13 protein-coding genes are annotated in these 18,040 nt (G+C 44.2%); 7 read left to right on the top strand and 6 right to left on the bottom strand.

Annotation, left to right across the window (positions count from 1 at the left end; genetic code table 11):
- Positions 1–22: 22 nt before the first annotated feature.
- Positions 23–1,951, bottom strand: coding sequence for a fimbrial tip adhesin FimD (gene fimD / locus NBH16_RS02295; protein ID WP_057326049.1), 1,929 nt, complete (start codon positions 1,949–1,951; stop codon positions 23–25).
- A 20-nt stretch (positions 1,952–1,971) separates the two neighbouring features.
- The gene (locus NBH16_RS02290; RefSeq protein WP_147342806.1) at positions 1,972–3,192 is read right to left on the bottom strand and encodes a hypothetical protein; all 1,221 of its coding nucleotides are present in this window, start codon (positions 3,190–3,192) and stop codon (positions 1,972–1,974) included.
- Positions 3,193–3,716: 524 nt separating this feature from the next.
- Here NBH16_RS02290 and NBH16_RS02285 point away from each other — a divergent pair.
- A complete protein-coding gene (locus tag NBH16_RS02285; RefSeq protein ID WP_250788038.1) occupies positions 3,717–4,661 on the top strand; it encodes an Rpn family recombination-promoting nuclease/putative transposase in 945 nt (314 codons plus the stop codon).
- Positions 4,662–4,684: 23 nt separating this feature from the next.
- Here the strand turns inward: NBH16_RS02285 and NBH16_RS02280 are convergent, their stop codons facing one another.
- Positions 4,685–5,650 (bottom strand): tetratricopeptide repeat protein, encoded by a 966-nt coding sequence (locus tag NBH16_RS02280; RefSeq protein ID WP_250788036.1) that lies wholly within the window; start codon positions 5,648–5,650, stop codon positions 4,685–4,687.
- A gap of 290 nt (positions 5,651–5,940) precedes the next feature.
- Between NBH16_RS02280 and NBH16_RS02275 the strand changes: the two genes are divergently transcribed.
- The 6 genes from NBH16_RS02275 to NBH16_RS02250 all read left to right on the top strand — a co-directional run bounded on the left by NBH16_RS02275 (position 5,941) and on the right by NBH16_RS02250 (position 14,017).
- Complete coding sequence (locus NBH16_RS02275) at positions 5,941–6,237, top strand: OadG family protein (RefSeq protein ID WP_010185308.1); 297 nt, start codon at positions 5,941–5,943, stop codon at positions 6,235–6,237.
- 18 nt (positions 6,238–6,255) lie between these two features.
- Positions 6,256–8,181: a biotin/lipoyl-containing protein gene (locus NBH16_RS02270; protein WP_005861011.1), complete on the top strand. Its 1,926-nt coding sequence runs from the start codon at positions 6,256–6,258 to the stop codon at positions 8,179–8,181.
- Entirely contained in the window at positions 8,181–9,416 is a 1,236-nt protein-coding gene (locus NBH16_RS02265; RefSeq protein ID WP_005866596.1) for a sodium ion-translocating decarboxylase subunit beta, read from the top strand. Before NBH16_RS02270 ends, NBH16_RS02265 begins: the two co-directional genes overlap by 1 nt.
- Before the next feature lie 216 nt (positions 9,417–9,632).
- The gene (locus NBH16_RS02260) at positions 9,633–11,486 is read left to right on the top strand and encodes a DUF349 domain-containing protein (protein WP_008780630.1); all 1,854 of its coding nucleotides are present in this window, start codon (positions 9,633–9,635) and stop codon (positions 11,484–11,486) included.
- A gap of 63 nt (positions 11,487–11,549) precedes the next feature.
- On the top strand, positions 11,550–12,758 hold the full coding sequence (locus NBH16_RS02255; protein ID WP_195319784.1) for a hypothetical protein: 1,209 nt from the start codon (positions 11,550–11,552) through the stop codon (positions 12,756–12,758).
- Between the two features lie 65 nt (positions 12,759–12,823).
- A complete protein-coding gene (locus NBH16_RS02250; RefSeq protein ID WP_195319783.1) occupies positions 12,824–14,017 on the top strand; it encodes an esterase in 1,194 nt (397 codons plus the stop codon).
- A 66-nt stretch (positions 14,018–14,083) separates the two neighbouring features.
- On the opposite strand, the gene NBH16_RS02245 is transcribed toward NBH16_RS02250, so the two are convergent.
- From NBH16_RS02245 to NBH16_RS02235, 3 genes are read right to left on the bottom strand one after another with little or no spacing between them, the layout of a single operon-like run.
- A complete protein-coding gene (locus tag NBH16_RS02245; RefSeq protein WP_005866589.1) occupies positions 14,084–14,779 on the bottom strand; it encodes a LytR/AlgR family response regulator transcription factor in 696 nt (231 codons plus the stop codon).
- Complete coding sequence (locus NBH16_RS02240) at positions 14,776–15,834, bottom strand: sensor histidine kinase (protein WP_034527648.1); 1,059 nt, start codon at positions 15,832–15,834, stop codon at positions 14,776–14,778. The genes NBH16_RS02245 and NBH16_RS02240 overlap by 4 nt, the downstream gene beginning before the upstream one ends.
- Before the next feature lie 20 nt (positions 15,835–15,854).
- Positions 15,855–18,014, bottom strand: coding sequence for an outer membrane beta-barrel protein (locus NBH16_RS02235; RefSeq protein WP_122144474.1), 2,160 nt, complete (start codon positions 18,012–18,014; stop codon positions 15,855–15,857).
- Between the last annotated feature and the right edge of the window lie 26 nt (positions 18,015–18,040).

Genomic DNA, 18,040 nt, shown 5'->3' with positions numbered 1-18,040 from the left:
TTTTTATATTCTATAAAAATCTTTACATCTCACCATCCTTGACATCTCTAACACAACGTACCGTAGCAGCCTTTGAGGTAGACGATTGGTTATTAGTAGTTGCATCCATCATTTGGACTGCTTCTGATCTTCTGGAACTCCAATAAAATCTTCCAGTTAAAATCATATCGAAACCAGAGCCTTGTACATTCTGCAAATAATCAATCATATAGAGCTCAGCAAGAGTTGGAAGCCGCCAGTCATTATGAGTAACATATGAAGTACCAGATTTCTCTCTCTCCGAATAACCACGACAATGTTCGACAGCGTCAGTATAAGACATTTTCGAAGTAGTACCGGCATGAGATGCCAACATAAATCGAGGAGACATTAAACGATTATTGTCATCACTATCCACAGTATTCCCTTCTCCTGAGATTGCAGGATAGCCTATCACAACTGTCTGCTTTAGATAGTTCACGTATTGTTGACTCAATTTGTTAAAATCAGCTTTATCTGTTTCACTTCCATTTTTTATAATTGTACTAGATATATCACTCAAATTAGCTACTAAAACATTTACTATGTACATAGACTTATTATTCAAACTACCAGAAACAGATTCTTTAGTAGTACGGGCAGATAAGAACAATGGTGGATACTGTATTATTCTCACTTTCTCCGATAGCCCATTATTATTTCTGACCACAAACTCTATGACACGAGGTAAAAAATTCACAGGTATTGGACTAATAACTTTTATATTACCTTTTATTCCATCACCTATATCTTGAATACTTATGCCCTGTATATTTACAACTGGTTCCTGCTGATTATTTTTCAGGATATAAACTTTTATTTCATCTGAAGAAATGCTAATAGCCGAAGATGATTGGTAAAATATACTATTATCATCAGTAATCTTATTCGGCATCGTAATCTTCAACGGCGTAACTAACAAATAATTTCCTTTCTCCACATTCACATCCGTCGTTCTTGGTACCCAATCTACTATACTATAAGCCCATTTCATATTGCGCTCTTTCAAATCAAATGTTCCTGCTAACTTATATAAGTTTCCATGAACCAGACCGGTAGTTTCACACACTCCAGCCTTTCGCACCGGATTCAACTCATACTTAAAAGTCCGAGCCATCCCCTCATCCATAGCGCTTTCCTTTAACACGCCTGTTATCTCGATTACAATAGGAGAACCTTCAGTAGCTTTCTCATAAGTATAAAAAGAGAAGCTGCTGATACAGCCTTCCTCCGTTTTATCCCATGAGCTAGTCATTGATTTATTCTTTTTACTATTCGTACAAACGGTGCCTCCCGCAGGTAAAACCACGTCTGACTCCGGGTTGATCCCTGTTATTTTAAATGAGGAAACATCGAAAGAAGCTTCTTCTCCAGCAGAAAATTTCCACGAAACATCAATGCGTGCAACCAACTGATCCACTTTGATATCAAATTTATTGATTTGACCTTTATTTAGAGTTTCAGACTGTTCCGCGATTTTTATCAATTCAGAGGATTTGAAACTTCCTGCTTGCTCTACCGCCAAATCCTTGAATTGCTGATATGTCGTATAAGCCTTACAAGCTTCCCATTGAACACTCGGCAAATTAACGAGTGTCAATATCGGCTGTTTTTCCCCGTAACATTTAGCCACGACTTCTACCTCAAACGATTCCTTCGCATCCGGCTCACCATAGCTTAAACCAACCACTTTCGCTTTTTCCGGATCAAAAACCGCTATCACATAGTTATTGATTTTCTTTTCGGCATCATCCTGTGGAAATTCATAGTTCGCAGCAGCCTTTGTCTCCACACTATTTATGGACAAAGTAGCCGATATCGTAGCCTCCTCTCCTCCACTTATAACAGGCCCGTCAACCAATGTCTCCTCTGAGCAAGAAGAGAATAGCCATGTCGTGGCAGCTATCGTAAATAGTATATTCTTTAGTCTCATAACTTATTAATTTTACCCGTTTATTTTATTACTTCTTCCCAAGTTCCTGTTACCGTATTCGATATAAAGTCGTTTACCGTGCAGGTTCCTTCTGCCGTGCCATTCGTAATGGTCACATACAGTTTATATATATTCCCCGGCTGTACGCAGGCTGCGCCGTCCGTCTTTATCTTAAATGTACTTGTAGATTCCACTCCATTCACCGTATATACGACTTTCAATGCCGTTTGTTTATTCACGTCATTGCTTTCATTCGCATATGTATAAAAACGAATATCGCTAATATTCTCATACGTTGGTTTTGGGGATACACTCGAATCATTATAATCCGGATGAAAAGGATTATCATCACCTACAGAAAGCGGACCTACAGGAGAAGATCTCAGAATCACATTAGGATCAGCCTTTTTAACATATGTGCTAGTAACGGCGTTTAATAATGAAACGCTTACAACGTTAGCATCGGATACCGTCTCTTCCTTGAAAACAGGTTCCCCATTCGAATCTGTTCCAGTTTGTACCTTCTTATTTACCTTAAACTCCTCCAACTGAATAGCCGACGTAAGTTGATATACCGGTATTTCAACCTTGGTACAATTCTCTCCCTCAACACATTCATCCAATACCTTCTCCCGCACTTTATAATCAGATATAGTTACTGAACCGAACTTCACGAAGATATTAGGATCTGTCATAGTAATTCTTCGTCCCAATATATCACCGTAAGTCTTGCAGTTTGCCACAAATCCATCCAGATCTTTTTTTGCATCGGCCGATAATATATTAGCGACCGCCACAAACGTCACTTTAGGTTTATCTGTCGCATCCGCGTTTCTTACAGGAATCTTAATAATCATATGGTTTCCCAACGCATAAATATTAGGATTATCTTTCGTAGGTGCAGAGCCTATCGCATCACCTCCTTGATAGGTATTATAGAAAGCAGAGGCTATTATTTCACTTCCGTTTGTTAACGCATCTTCACCCCCTAAGAATGCCGCTATATAACAGCTATTGATAACTCCTTCTGTTGTTTTATTATTATCCGGAGCTTCTGTACCTACTGATTTAGTTTGTAGAGTGCCACCTGTTAAAGCCAAGTCGAATTCCGCATATATATCCGTCCTCGATTCTTCCTCTGTAACAACTTTGCCTACCTCATCCAGCACCTCATCCCCCATCGAGCAAGAGATCGCTAGTAGCATCAAGCAAATACTTGAGATTATTGTCCTTATTTTCATACCCCTATATTTTATTCGTTTAACTTATTCCTTATTGTCTAGAATATAAGGATCGTTTTAGTTCCGATAGGACTATATAACCTATCCTAATATTAAATCCTTATATTATAGTCTCTTATGCAAATCAATCCACTTTGGAGAAGAACTTATGAAAATTATCTTTACCTATTCTCAACAAGGTAAAGAGTTGATTCAGTCTTGTATGTCTTCTTTACTCAAGCCTGCCTAGACCTTCGTCCTATCGGAACGAAGTTCCCAAGGACAGGCTAGCGGATTTTTTTACACTGACAAAATTAAATGGATACATTAATGAATGGAATAGGCGGAACTTTCAACTTTAAGGGGTAAAACTAGCAATTTAAGGTTTGTTGAAATAAACGATAGAGAATCCTATCATTTCGATAGAGATACCCATGCTGCCAGAGAAACATTATAGGTCATGGTTGCTTTTTTATGAATAGGAACAAAGATAATCGTTTAATTCATTATCTTTGTGGAAGTATAAACAAATAAACAAGATAACTATGAAAAATAAATCATCGTTAGTACGTTTCGATTGGGCGATCAAACGTTTACTTCGCCAAAAGTCCAATTTTGTAGTCCTCGAAGGTCTTTTATCCACCCTTCTCGGGGAAAACGTGATTATTGTCCGCATCCTAGAAAGCGAAGGTAACAAAGAGGATAGCGAGGACAAGTTCAACCGCGTAGACGTATTGGCAGAAAACAGTAAAGGCGAGCTGGTAATCATCGAGGTACAAAACAACCGGGAGCTAGATTATTTTCACCGTATGCTATATGGCACATCCAAGGCAGTCACCGAGTATATTCATGAGGGAGAGAAATACGGTACTATCAAGAAAATCTACTCCGTAAACATTATCTATTTCGATCTTGGGCAGGGAAAAGATTACGTATATCACGGGAAGACCCAATTCAAAGGTATTCATTTTGACGATATATTGAAACTATCCACCCGCCAACGGGAACAATTCGTCAAACAAGAAGCCGGCGATATTTTTCCTGAATATTACGTATTACGTGTCAACGAGTTTGACGAACTGGCGAAAACACCCCTCGACGAATGGATCTATTTCCTAAAAACAGGAGAAATAGATGAACATGCCACCGCCAAAGGATTGCCGGAAGCACGGGAGAAGTTACGGATCGATAAACTCAGCCCTTCCGAGAAGGGCCAATACTACGCCCACATGGAAGCCCTTCGATATCAAAAGAGCGTCATCGAGACCGGATGGATAGAAGGGCATGCGGATGGACGAGCGGAAGGCAGAGCAGAAGGCATCGCAGAGGGTAAAGCGGAAGGCAGAGCAGAAGGTAGAGCGGAGGGTATTGCAGAAGGACAGAACCTAGAGAAACGTCAAATTGCCGCCAACTTGAAAAAGCAAGGGCTTTCCATAGAGATCATAGCGAATTGCACAGGGCTTTCTCCGGAAGAAATAGCGAATTGCTAATACCTATTTATATAAAGGGGGAATCAAAAGATTCCCCCTTTATACATATCATCGAAATTCGAATGCTGTCCGTTCATCTTCTGGGCCTCCTCGCTTTCTGGATTCAGTTCCAAAGATTTCTTCAAGTCCTCGAACGCACCGGTCTTATCTCCTTTCAGATTCTTGGCTCGCCCACGCTCACTATAAGCCTTGGCAAAAGACGGATTCGTCTCGATCGCCTCGTCAAAGAAAGCGATCGCCTCGTCATATTTCTTTTGCTCGATCAATAACTGACCAGATAAGATACAAGCATCCTCATTAAACGGATTTAGATCTAGGACCTGCTGGAAATCAGAATTCGCAGCCTCGATATCCCCTAAAGCCATATGAATACGTCCTCTCAATAAATAAGAACTTTCCTCCTCCGGCACGATCTCGATCGCTTTCTCCACATCGGGCAGCGCCTCTTTAGCTTGTCCCAGTCCTAAAAGAATCTCTGCACGCGATAAATAAGCATCGGCGAAATCCTCCTTCAAGGAAATCGATCTCGTTAGGTCGGCGATAGCGCCAAATACGTCATTCGTCGCTTTCTTCGCTTTTGCCATCATGAAATAAGCGACATGATTAGAAGGCTCTAGCTCGATCACGTGCAAACAATCGGTTATGACCTCCGCATCCTTATCCAACATAAACAATAAGTTAACACGAGTCAAGCGGGTAGCGATATGATCCGGCTCCATCTCAACCATCCGGTTCAACACGTCCTCGGCTTTCCCTAGATCGTTCGCCATCGTATAAGCGGAGACGAGATAGCTCATCGTCTCAAAATCCTCCTGTATATTCAGTGCCTCCGTAAAGCATTTGATCGCATAAGCAAGTTTTCCCATCTTCTGGGCACGCACGCCGTCGTATTTCAAGATATCAAAGTTCTTCTGCTCGTTCTTCGCCTTATCCTCCGTCGCCTCGGCCGGTTTGGAAGAAGAGAATAAAGATGTAAAGAAATTTCCCATGGTCTTATTCCTTAATTATTATAGTTCTACATTATTAGAGTTCCACCGCAAAGTTACGGTAATATATTTGAATTTTCAGCCGTACAAGCATCGGAAAAAACACGTACGTGTTTTTTCAAGCTGACAATCATTCACCGAAAAGGCCGTTTCGCTTATTTATTTTCATTTTTTTAATTAAAATGTAACAGATCGTTTTCCAGTATTTTATAATTTTGCGATTGTTTTTTAATTTGGCTGAAAGTTGCTCAATCCTTTGTAGAAACCTTTTAAGCTAGCCACAAATATAGAATATGGAGAATATAGAGACAGGACTTTTGTTAATGGTAGTTGGAATGACCACCGTATTTGCTATCCTTTTGATCGTTATCTATCTGGGGAAAGGACTTATCGTCTTGGTGAATAAATACGCACCGGAAGAGATCATAGCGAAGAAACCAGTAGCGGCAGCCGTTCGGGTACAAACGGCCACTCCAACGCAAACCACCGCAATCGGCAGTCTTTCCGGACAGGAGACAGCCGCCATCGTATCGGCAATCAGCGCCGTGACCCGTGGACAGGGGAAAGTTATCAAAATTGAGAAAGTATAAATAATACATATTAATATCATGAAAAGAGAAATCAAATTCAGTTTGGTCTTCAGAGACATGTGGCAATCTGCCGGAAAGTATGTCCCGACCGTAGACCAACTAACCAGAGTCGCTCCGGCAATTATCGAGATGGGCTGTTTCGCCCGGGTGGAAACGAATGGCGGAGGATTTGAACAAGTCAACTTATTATTCGGAGAGAATCCTAATAAAGCGGTCCGTGAATGGACAAAACCTTTCCATGCGGCAGGTATCCAGACGCATATGTTGGACCGCGCGTTGAACGGCCTTCGCATGAGCCCGGTACCCGACGATGTACGTCAGCTATTTTATAAGGTAAAGAAAGCGCAGGGAACGGATATCGCCCGCACGTTCTGCGGTTTGAACGACGTACGGAATATCGCCCCATCTATTAAATACGCGAAAGAGGCCGGTATGATCTCACAATGCTCCTTGTGTATCACGCATTCTCCGGTACATACGGTTGAGTATTATACCAAGATGGCATTCGAGTTGATCGAGCTCGGAGCGGATGAGATTTGTATCAAGGATATGGCCGGTATCGGACGTCCGTACACATTAGGCCGTATCGTAGCCAATATCAAGGAAAAATATCCAGAGATCCCGATCCAATATCATAGCCATGCCGGTCCCGGCTTTAACGTAGCTTCCATCATGGAGGTTTGTAACGCAGGTTGCGACTATATCGACGTAGGTATGGAGCCGCTTTCTTGGGGTACAGGACATGCGGACTTGCTGACCGTACAGGCGATGTTGAAGGACGCCGGTTATAAGGTGCCCGAGATCAATATGGAGGCTTATATGAAGGTTCGTGCCTTGGTTCAAGAATTCATGGATGATTTCTTGGGATTGTATATCAGCCCGAAGAACCGGTTGATGAATTCCTTGCTGATCGGACCGGGACTTCCGGGTGGTATGATGGGTAGCTTGATGGCGGACCTTGAGAAGAACCTAGAGACGATCAACAAGAGCAATATAAAGAACAACAAACCGCTGATGTCTCAAGACCAGTTATTGATCAAGTTGTTCGACGAGGTAGCTTACGTATGGCCACGTGTCGGTTATCCTCCATTGGTAACTCCATTCAGCCAATACGTGAAGAACCTAGCTTTGATGAACGTCATGCAGATGGAGAAGGGGAAAGCCCGCTGGAGCATGATCGCCGACGATATCTGGGATATGATCCTCGGAAAGGCCGGACGTCTTCCGGGCCCGTTGGCTCCCGAGATCGTCGAGAAGGCGAAGGCCGAAGGCCGCCAGTTCTTCGAGGGCAATCCTCAAGACAATTATCCGGACGCGTTGGATAAGTATCGCAAGTTGATGAACGAGAAGCAATGGGAAGTCGGCGAGGACGAGGAAGAGCTCTTCGAATACGCCATGCACCCCGCTCAATACGAGGCATATCGGTCCGGAAAGGCCAAGGTCGAGTTTAAGGCAGACGTGGCAAAACGTAAGGCAGAGAAAGCGAACGCCGGTAAACCGACGGTACCCGCCACTCCAGCCGCACCGGCTCCGGCACCTGCCGCTGCATTAACGATGCCGACTACTCCGCAAGTCATGACCGTAGATGTAAACGGGCAAGCTTACCGTGTGACCGTCGCTTTTGGTGATACCAACAGCGCGACTCCGGAAGTTAAACCGACAGCGGCTCCCGCCCCGACAGCCCCGGAGACAACAAATGCTCCCGCAGGCGCTGGAAAAGAGGTGCTTTCTCCGCTGGAAGGTAAATTCTTCCTTATAAAGAACGCTTCCGATACACCGGTGAAGGTAGGCGACGTAGTGAAAGAAGGTGATGTCCTTTGCTACGTGGAGGCCATGAAAACATACAATGCCGTACGTGCCGAGTTCGGGGGAACGATCACGGCGATCTGCCTGTCTTCCGGTGATGCCGTATCTGAGGATGATGTATTAATGACGATTCAATAATGAACGAGATATTTCAAAACTTATATGAGATGACTGCGTTCAGCAATATCATTGCTGAACCGCAGTTCTTGATCATGTATGCCATAGCGTTCGTATTGCTCTACCTCGGTATCAAGAAACAATACGAGCCGCTATTGCTCGTGCCTATCGCGTTCGGCGTATTGCTCGCCAATTTCCCCGGAGGCGATATGGGAGTGATTCAAGCGGATGAGAATGGGTTGATTAATGTACACGGCGTGATGAGAAACATCTGGGAAATGCCGCTGCATGATATCGCACACGAGCTTGGCTTGATGAACTTCATCTATTATATGTTGATCAAGACGGGCTTCTTGCCGCCGATTATCTTCATGGGTGTCGGTGCGTTGACCGACTTCGGCCCGATGCTCCGCAACCTTCGCCTATCCATTTTCGGCGCCGCGGCCCAATTGGGAATCTTCACGGTGCTTTTGGTAGCGATCTTGATGGGATTCACACCGAAAGAGGCAGCGTCTTTAGGTATTATCGGTGGCGCCGATGGCCCGACGGCTATCTTCACGACCATTAAATTGGCTCCGCATTTGCTAGGCCCGATCGCTATCGCCGCTTATTCTTACATGGCTTTGGTACCGGTTATCATCCCGTTGGTCGTTAAGCTACTGTGTTCTAAGAAAGAATTACGGATCAACATGAAGGAACAAGAGAAGAAATACCCTTCTAACATGGAGATCAAAAATTTGCGTGTATTGAAGATTATCTTCCCGATCGTGGTAACTACCGTAGTCGCCTTGTTTGTTCCCAGCTCCGTTCCTTTGATCGGTATGTTGATGTTCGGTAATCTTGTAAAAGAGATCGGAACCAATACGTTCCGTCTGTTCGATGCCGCTTCCAACAGCATCATGAACGCTGCAACGATCTTCCTTGGATTATCTGTCGGAGCTACCATGACATCAGAGGCGTTCTTGAACCTGACAACAATCGGTATCGTAATCGGCGGTTTCTTGGCATTCGCCTTGTCTATTGCCGGAGGTATCTTCTTCGTTAAGATTTTCAATTTGTTCACCAAGAAGAAAATCAATCCGCTTATCGGAGCCACGGGTTTAAGTGCTGTACCCATGGCCTCTCGTGTGGCGAATGAGATCGCGTTGCAATATGATCCGAAGAACCATGTCTTGCAATATTGCATGGCTAGTAATATCTCGGGGGTGATCGGCTCAGCGGTAGCTGCCGGCGTGTTGATTTCCTTCTTGGGATAAATAAGATTAAATAGTATGAGTAGATGGTGGGAGACGGGGCATGCCCCGTCTCTACAACCGGAATCAGGAGAAATCGGCCAACCTTAACATCTATTAGTATCCAAAATGACTTTTTAGATAAATAATTTCCCCGAAATGCTGTAATCCAAAAATATTTAGTTTAATTTGTGACTTGATATAGGAATGTATTTATCCTTTTCTTAAAAGCGATTGTATATGAAGGACACTCTTGAGACTAATTTGCCGGAAGAAGCCGGGAAATTGGAAGAAACTAAAAAACCGGTTGAGACGCCGGAAATCGATGCTACCGCAGACGTTGAAGCCAACGATACAGCGGAGGCTGATGCTGCTATTGCCGCAGGTAAATTAACCAAAGAAGAAATTCTCGCTAAGTTAACCGAACTTGTTGAGACTTCCGTAGAGACTTCCCGTGGAGAAGTAGAGGCTTTGAAACAGGCTTACTACAAGATCCGTCGTAACGAGGTGGAAGAGCTTAAGAAAGTATTCATCGCTGATGGTGGCGAAGAAAAGGATTTTACAGCCCCCGCTGACGAAACCGAGAACAAGATCAAGGATTTGCTCACCTCTTATAAAGAGAAAAGAGCCGCTATCCTCGCCGAGGAAGAGCGTGTAAAGGCCGCTAACTACGCTTTGAAATTGCAGTTGATCGACCAGTTGAAAGAGCTTTGCGAAAGCCAAGATGATTTCAATAAATTATACAACTCTTTCAAGGACATCCAACAAAGATGGAAAGAGGTGAAGGCCGTTCCCCAAGAGCACGTGAACGAGCTTTGGAAGAACTATCAGATCTACACCGAGAAATTCTATGATATTATCAAGATAAACAATCAGTTCCGTGATTACGACTTCAAGAAGAATCTGGAATTGAAGACCGCCTTGTGCGAAACCGTAGAGAAACTAGGTAACGAGCCGGATGTTATCTCCGCTTTCCACCAGCTTCAGAAGCTGCACCAGCAATGGCGTGAGATCGGGCCGGTAGCGAAAGAGTTACGTGAGGACTTATGGGCTCGCTTCAAAGCTGCCTCAACCGTGATCAATAAGCGTCACCAAGAGCACTTCGAGAAACTGAAAGCGAAAGAGCAGGAGAATCTGGATGCGAAGACCGTGATTTGCGAACAAATCGAGGCGATTGATTTCAGCGCGTTGAAATCGTTTAAGGATTGGGAAGAAAAGAATAAGGAGGTAATCGGCTTGCAAGAGAAATGGAAGACGATTGGTTTCGCTCCGAAAAAATATAACGTAAAGATATTCGAACGTTTCCGTGCCGCTTGCGATGTCTACTTCGAGAAGAAGAGCGAGTTCTACAAGGCGATCAAGAGCGATATGGAGAAAAACCTCGACGCTAAACGTGCGTTATGCGAGAAAGCCGAGGCTTTGAAGGATAGTACGGACTGGAAGGATACGACGGATAAGATGATCGCTTTGCAGAAAGAATGGAAGACGATCGGACCGGTAGCCCGTAAGCATTCCGACGCTGTCTGGAAACGTTTTATCTCGGCTTGTGATTATTTCTTCGAGCAAAAGAATAAGAACGTTGTTTCCCAAAAGAGCATAGAGCAGACCAACTTGGCCGCTAAGAAAGAGTTGATCGCTAAGATTAAGGGCATGGACGAGAGCCTTGGACATGATGAGGCTATCACGACCTTGAAGTCTTATATGGCGGAATGGAACACGATCGGTTTCGTACCGTTCAAGGAGAAAGATAAGATCTACAAGGAATATCACGAGGCGGTTGACCAACAATTCGATCGCTTGAAGGTAGACCAGAACGATCGCAAGATGCAGTCGTTCCGCAACAACCTAAACGAGATGACCAGCGGCGAAAGAGGTAAAGGCCGTTTGTTCAGCGAGCGTGATAAGTTGATGCGTATGTACGAGCGCATGAAGAACGAGCTTCAGACTTACGAGAACAACATCGGCTTCCTAAGCATTTCCTCCAAGGGCGGCGGCGGTTTACTGAAAGAAATGGAACGCAAGATCGAAAAACTGAAAGAGGATATGGCTTTAACAGTCAAGAAGATCGATGCCATCGACGAGAATCTGGAATAACAATCTCATAAACCCGAGCAAAGCCGTCCTTTAAAAAGACGGCTTTGTTGTTTTTACGCTTTTATGTCACGGATACATTATTTCAATCCCGGCCACGAGACGGCCGTACTTTTAGGGACACAGAACTACACGGCACCGACAAATGTCCGTAAAATGCAAAAAGACTTGGCGCTGCTGCCAGTTTGGTATGCGGAAGAGGATGATTTTGTCTATCTGGAAGATAGTAAGGCAACCCCTCCGTTTTTCGCCCATTTACCCAAAGACCTACACCCGGCTCCTATACCTGTAACAAAAGCGATGCTGATGAAAAACGCTCCCTACCTCTCTCCTATGGACGCAGCCCCGTGGGGACTTTCCCCGCATAGTCTTCATTTATTCGAGCAGTTGAGGGACAAGGCAAAAGTCCGGCTATCCGTCCCGACTTGGAAAGAGGATTATTTTCGCCTTACCGGTAGGCAAACAGCGGCGGAATGTCTGGAAAAGATACAGGCCCTCCTACCCGATCTCCCTATTCCGGTAGCGCCTCGTTTCTGCACGAAAATCCGGGAGGTGGAGAGATACATGATCTTATGCAACACTCCCTTCGTATTAAAAACACCCTATTCCTCTTCCGGACGGGGATTGCTATGGGTAGAGAAACGAAAACCGGATACAAAAACGAAAAACTGGATAGAGGGCGCATTCAACAAACAAGGAATGATCAGCATCGAAAGCGGATTAGACAAAGTACAGGATTTCGCCATGGAATTTTATTCCGACGGGCAAGGTACTGTCCGTTACGAGGGATTATCCGTTTTCAATACCGAGGAGCGAGGCTCCTATACAGGCAACATCCTAGAGGAACAATCCACCATGCTCTCTCGCATCACCCGATTCACGGGCGAAGAAACCTATTCCCGCATCCAAGAGGCGGTACGCTCTGTATTACAAGAAGTGTACGGATCTACTTACGCGGGCTGTATAGGTGTGGATATGCTGGTCTATAGACAAAAGGATGGATCTTTCGCTATTCATCCCTGCATTGAGATCAATATGCGGTACACGATGGGAATGGTCGCTTTACGTCTATTCCAGCATTATGTAGCGCCTAGGGCTGTTGGCGATTACCGGGTTTCTTACGAGAAGGAAGCCGGAGAAGCTCTCGAGAAACACCGCCTCATGTCTGAGACTTATCCACTTCGCCTTGCGAATGGAAGGATTCAAGAAGGCTACCTCTCATTATGCCCCGTCACGAAAGACACACATTATCGAGCCTATTTATTGCTCATGTAACAGATTATTCATTACATTTGTAAAAATCTTTAGACCTCAGTAATACCATTAATAAATTTATCATTATGAAAAGATTATCAATCTTGGCCGTATTCATGCTGATCAGCGTGATCACGTTCGCCCAACAAGCCCTTTGGGGTAGTCAGAACATCATCTCTCCGGAGATTCATCCGGATAACACCGTAACCTTCCGGTTCATGGCACCCAAAGCGATCAAGGTGCAGGTAACAGGAGATTTCCTTCCCACACAGAAGATGGAGACTCAGTTCGGTTTAGTGGATGTACCCGGTACCGTTGATTTAAAGGAAGGTAAAGAAGGCGTTTGGGAATATACCACACCGGAACCTCTTCCCTCCGAATTATATAGCTATTCCTTTATTGTCGATGGATTAAAGACTACAGATCCTAATAATGTCTATCTGAACCGTGACGTGGCATCCGTTACGAATATCTTTATCATCAAGGGTGGACAGGGCGATTTATACAGCGTTAATGATGTTCCTCACGGAACGGTCGCTCGCCGTTGGTATGAGAGCCCGACATTGGGAAAGACCCGCCGTATTACCGTTTATACGCCGGCTGGCTATGAGACAAGTGGCAAAAAATATCCGGTATTCTACCTCTTACACGGCATGGGTGGCGACGAGGAAGCTTGGATCGCCTTAGGACGTACGGCCCAGATCTTAGACAATTTGATCGCCCAAGGTAAGGCAAAACCGATGATCGTGGTTATGACAAACGGAAACGCGGATCAAGAGGCCGCTCCGGGAGAATCCAGCCTAGGTTTAGTTAAGCCGAATATGCAACTACCTAAAACCATGGAGGGTAGCATGGAAAGCAGCTTCCCGGATGTCATTAAGTTTATCGAGAGCAATTACCGTGTAGAAAAGAAGAAATCCTGCCGTGCGATAGCCGGACTTTCCATGGGTGGTTTCCATTCTTTGCATATATCTAAGCAATATCCGGATATGTTCGATTACGTGGGATTATTCTCTGCCGCTATCCTCCCCCGCGAAGGCTCCGAATCTCCCATCTACCAGAATATGGATGAGAAGCTGAAAGTACAATTCGGCAAGCACCCAAAATTATACTGGATCGCTATCGGTAAAACCGACTTCTTATACAAGAACAACGTAGACTATCGCAAGAAACTAGACGATAGCGGCTACAAATACGAATACTACGAGAGCGACGGCGGCCATATCTGGAAAAACTGGCGCATCTACCTCACAAAATTCGCCCCAATGTTATTCAAATAACAAAATACCCCAGTTGTAGAGACGCGGCATGTGCCGCGTCTCTATGACCTAGCTACAGTCATATAATTACAACGTATTCTTAAGGATACGCTTAAATACAACATCTCTGAGATTACGGGCGATCGGGATTTGATAGGATTCGATACGTAATCTATTCCCTTCTACCAGATCGACACGATCCGCATTAATTATATACGATTTATGCGTTTGGAGAAATTGATCATCGGGTAGGGATTCCCCGATCCGCTTCAAGGTTGAATGGGTCAATACTCTACCGGAAGTAGTATAGATACTAACATAATTTTCCAACGCCTCTACAAATAAGATATCTCTTAGGTAGATCTTACGCATTTGCTTCTCGCTTTTCACGAAGAACGAGGCATCCGCATCCGGCGTATTCTCCCGAGCCAACAGGTCGTGCACCTTATTCACGCCTTTTAAGAAACGCTCAAAGGAAATAGGCTTCAGCAAATAATCCACGACATCCAGCTCATACCCTTTCAAGGCATATTGCTCATAAGCGGAAGTAACGATCACTTTGGGAGGTTGGTTTAAGGTCGCCAATAAATCCAAACCGGAAAGATAAGGCATCTCGATATCTAACAAAAGTAAATCCGGCTGCTGAGTTTTCAACAGAGTATTTAATTGGATAGCGTCCTCACATACACCGGTCAAGGAGAGAAAATCCACTCGCTCCACATACGATTGCAATCCTTTACGGGCCATCGGCTCATCATCTGTTATCACGCAGGTTATTGTCATATATCTTCTATTTCAATCATTAATTCCGCTACGAACTCAGTCTCTTCTTTCCGGGTTTCCAAACGGTGCTTATTGGGATACAATAAAGATAATCGGCGGCGTAAATTTACCAGACCGATGCCTTTACGTTGCCGTTCATCCACCGATTTACGCAACGCTTCGTCCTCCGCTGAAAGCTCGGGGATGGAGTTTCGTATAAACAAACTGATCCGGTTATTTTCCCATTTCATGATAATATCCAATTGATAATCGCCACCTACGTATTTAAAAGCGTTCTCTACCAACGGGAGGAAGAGTAACGGATAAATATTCAGTTCATTCAATTCGGGCGGAAACTCTACACGCAACCGCAGGCGTTCACTCATACGAAGCTTACGCAAAGCTATATAAGTTTTCAAATAATCAATTTCTTGTAGGATACTGACCTTCTGATTACCGCCATACAGTTGGTAACGCAAGAGTTCGGATATCATCTCTAACGTGCGACGAGGCGCCTTGTTACTTTCATCAATCTGGAAATAAACGGTATTGAGCGCATTAAACAAGAAGTGAGGATGATATTGGGATTTCAAGAACTTCAATTCCGTCTGTAATTGATCATTCTTGATCTTTTCCAGTTGGATACGCTGCTCGGCGTAATCTTTATCCAATACTTGAGCTCGCTGAACATTATAGACCATAAACGCAAACAAGCTCCCTATCACGTTCGCAATTATTATAGCGTCCATATGGAAAGTATCACCGGTAAATATACGGGTAATTGCCAACGTAGCATTCACTCCCAATATAATCAATAAGAAAGGCATTCCATACGATCTCCAAACAAATTTCCACCTATTCGGTTCTTTCGCTCTTCGGCTCTTCTCGATCAGCCGTCTGAAATAAATAAAAAACAAATAAGAGACAAATGCAAGGATCACGATCTCTAGGATACTATTCCTCAAGGACTGTGTCCAGTAGTGTCCTTCTTTCGTATAATCCGTTACCCAGCGGATACAAGAATACAAAGAGACCGCAAAAATCAAGGCATATATCCACTTATATATCTTTTTCATAAACCATTTGTCTAGAGGTTTCACAAATTTATTCTTTTACTTTCATCTACGCTATGCTTCCGGCGAGATTCTTTCACCTCCAAACCACGATTTATACGATAGCTCAATGAAATACCGACTACCGTCCGGTTCATCCGCTCTTTTATAAAAGCGTGCTGGGTAGGGGTCATCACGCTCATTCTCGATACATTCGAATGGAAAATATCCCGTGCGAATAACTGGATCGTTCCCCGGCCTTTCCATATCTTCTTCTGGATACCGGCATTTATTTGCCATAACGGATAGATCGTAGCTTGTCCCGCCGCCATTTTCCCATTATAGAAACCGATAAGTTCAGCGCTCCAAGTCCGGGCAAAGCTAAACTGATTCGAGATCCCGATATTCGGCGTCCATCTCTTATTCACCTTTACTTGATAATTCTCCGGTAAACGATACCGGTTATAGATCAAGGATGCGCTGACGTTCACGTTCCAAAATGAGGTTAACGGTAATTGGGAGGTACTGAGCCGGGGACCTACGCTGACGCGGGAAGAGAGATTTTCCGGTGAGACATAAACGACATAGTTCCCTTGATCCAAATAGCTCTTGATAATTACATCCTTCGTATAATTGAAAGCAAGCCCCACCCGGAATAAATCGCCATGTATATAGGCCAGTTCCAGATTATCGGATAATTCCGGGCGTAATAAGGTGTTACCTTTATCATACGTATACTCATCGTGGATATATACAAACGGATTCAGGTCCCGGTAATTCGGACGGACAATCCGTTTGCCATAAGTAAGCGACAGACTATTCCCATTCCTCAAGGCATACTGAACAGAAAGCGTTGGGAACAAGTGCGTATAATGATTGGTAAACGAGGAGTCTCTTTGATAAGCGTTACCCGATTGTTCGCCCTCTATGCGGGTATTTTCCAGACGAAGACCTGCCTCCAGACTTACAGAAGAGAATTTGGCGTCAAGCTGTACATAGCCCGCGTTTATATTCTCGTCATACTGAAAATCACAACTCAAGTCATGGTCCGGTTGCCAAGAATCACCTTGTAGCCGATTATAATCAGCGTTATTATCAATAGAGACGAAAGAGGTCTTAGCACCCGCATGGAACGTGAAGGATTTCGAGAAAGGCCACACCAGATTCGCTTGTCCGGAGTATAAATGGATTCCTCCATCCATATCCCCAAACAAGGTATCTTGGCTATTCAAATATTGGTCTTCCTCGTATCGATAACGCAAGTAATCCATAGAGGCATCCAAGACCCCACCATCAGAGTTAAAGGTATGAGTTAAACTTAAAACAGCCGTAAAATTATCCTGTGAACGATTCTGATCGTTCAAGGTGCGAAGCGAACCTCCGGTTTGCGGAGATCGCTTAGGAATGGATGAGTTCATATCTCCCTCAACCTTGTTACCCGCCAGATTACCATCCGTCGAAAACCCGATCGTAGTCTTATCCGACATTTGATAATCGATCCCGAAACGATAATAGTTTGATGTATTCTTCCAAGTTCGATAGGAAGATTGCGTCATCTGCCCGGTCTCCCCTTCCGGCCGCCAACCTTCCAGATAGTTTCTCTCCACATACAGATCATCGTAATCATTCTTCCGGGAATAGGAATAAGAGAGATAGAAGTTGAACTTATTCGTTCGCAGATTCAGGGTAGTAGAAGCGAAACCCTCTCCATATTTACCTTGGTCATAACTACCGTTTACCGAAAGGTTCATTCCTCTTCGCAATATCTTCTTCGTACGTATATCGATAATACCGGAGTTTCCGCTAGCGTCGTAACGTGCCGAGGGATGCGTAATCAAATCGATTTTATCCGTAATGGAGGCAGGAGTCGATTTTAAGAGGTTGACAAGATCTTGCCCCGATAAATAGGTCGGCTTACCATCCATCAAGATATTCGCACCGTTTTGACCATTCAAGAAAATAGTGCCATCATTTTGTATCACGACTCCCGGCAAACTGGTCAACACGTCGTAGACATTCCCTTGGCTTTGGGTGATAGAGGCATCCAGCCTATAAGTCATCTTCCCCGGTTTCATCTCTACCGTAGGGAGCTTAGCCATGATCACCACCTCCTGTAACTTCTGGTCCGCTATCGTATCGACCTGTCCCCAACCACAAAAAGGGGTAATTATCAATAGAACTATTATAAAAAGATTCCTGCTCATGTCGTTTTTATATCAAAATTACATCA

The sequence above is a fragment of the Parabacteroides sp. Y3-G-102 genome (assembly GCF_023656845.1).
Taxonomy (GTDB): domain Bacteria; phylum Bacteroidota; class Bacteroidia; order Bacteroidales; family Tannerellaceae; genus Parabacteroides; species Parabacteroides distasonis.
This window is presented reverse-complemented; position numbering and strand designations above follow the sequence as displayed.

Bases quoted from the DNA above. Each gene is read 5' to 3' on its own strand.
- fimD (WP_057326049.1), bottom strand. From the start codon at position 1,951: ATGAGACTAAAGAATATACTATTTACGATAGCTGCCACGACATGGCTA.
- NBH16_RS02290 (WP_147342806.1), bottom strand. From the start codon at position 3,192: ATGAAAATAAGGACAATAATCTCAAGTATTTGCTTGATGCTACTAGCG.
- NBH16_RS02285 (WP_250788038.1), top strand. From the start codon at position 3,717: ATGAAAAATAAATCATCGTTAGTACGTTTCGATTGGGCGATCAAACGT.
- NBH16_RS02280 (WP_250788036.1), bottom strand. From the start codon at position 5,650: ATGGGAAATTTCTTTACATCTTTATTCTCTTCTTCCAAACCGGCCGAG.
- NBH16_RS02275 (WP_010185308.1), top strand. From the start codon at position 5,941: ATGGAGAATATAGAGACAGGACTTTTGTTAATGGTAGTTGGAATGACC.
- NBH16_RS02270 (WP_005861011.1), top strand. From the start codon at position 6,256: ATGAAAAGAGAAATCAAATTCAGTTTGGTCTTCAGAGACATGTGGCAA.
- NBH16_RS02265 (WP_005866596.1), top strand. From the start codon at position 8,181: ATGAACGAGATATTTCAAAACTTATATGAGATGACTGCGTTCAGCAAT.
- NBH16_RS02260 (WP_008780630.1), top strand. From the start codon at position 9,633: ATGAAGGACACTCTTGAGACTAATTTGCCGGAAGAAGCCGGGAAATTG.
- NBH16_RS02255 (WP_195319784.1), top strand. From the start codon at position 11,550: ATGTCACGGATACATTATTTCAATCCCGGCCACGAGACGGCCGTACTT.
- NBH16_RS02250 (WP_195319783.1), top strand. From the start codon at position 12,824: ATGAAAAGATTATCAATCTTGGCCGTATTCATGCTGATCAGCGTGATC.
- NBH16_RS02245 (WP_005866589.1), bottom strand. From the start codon at position 14,779: ATGACAATAACCTGCGTGATAACAGATGATGAGCCGATGGCCCGTAAA.
- NBH16_RS02240 (WP_034527648.1), bottom strand. From the start codon at position 15,834: ATGAAAAAGATATATAAGTGGATATATGCCTTGATTTTTGCGGTCTCT.
- NBH16_RS02235 (WP_122144474.1), bottom strand. From the start codon at position 18,014: ATGAGCAGGAATCTTTTTATAATAGTTCTATTGATAATTACCCCTTTT.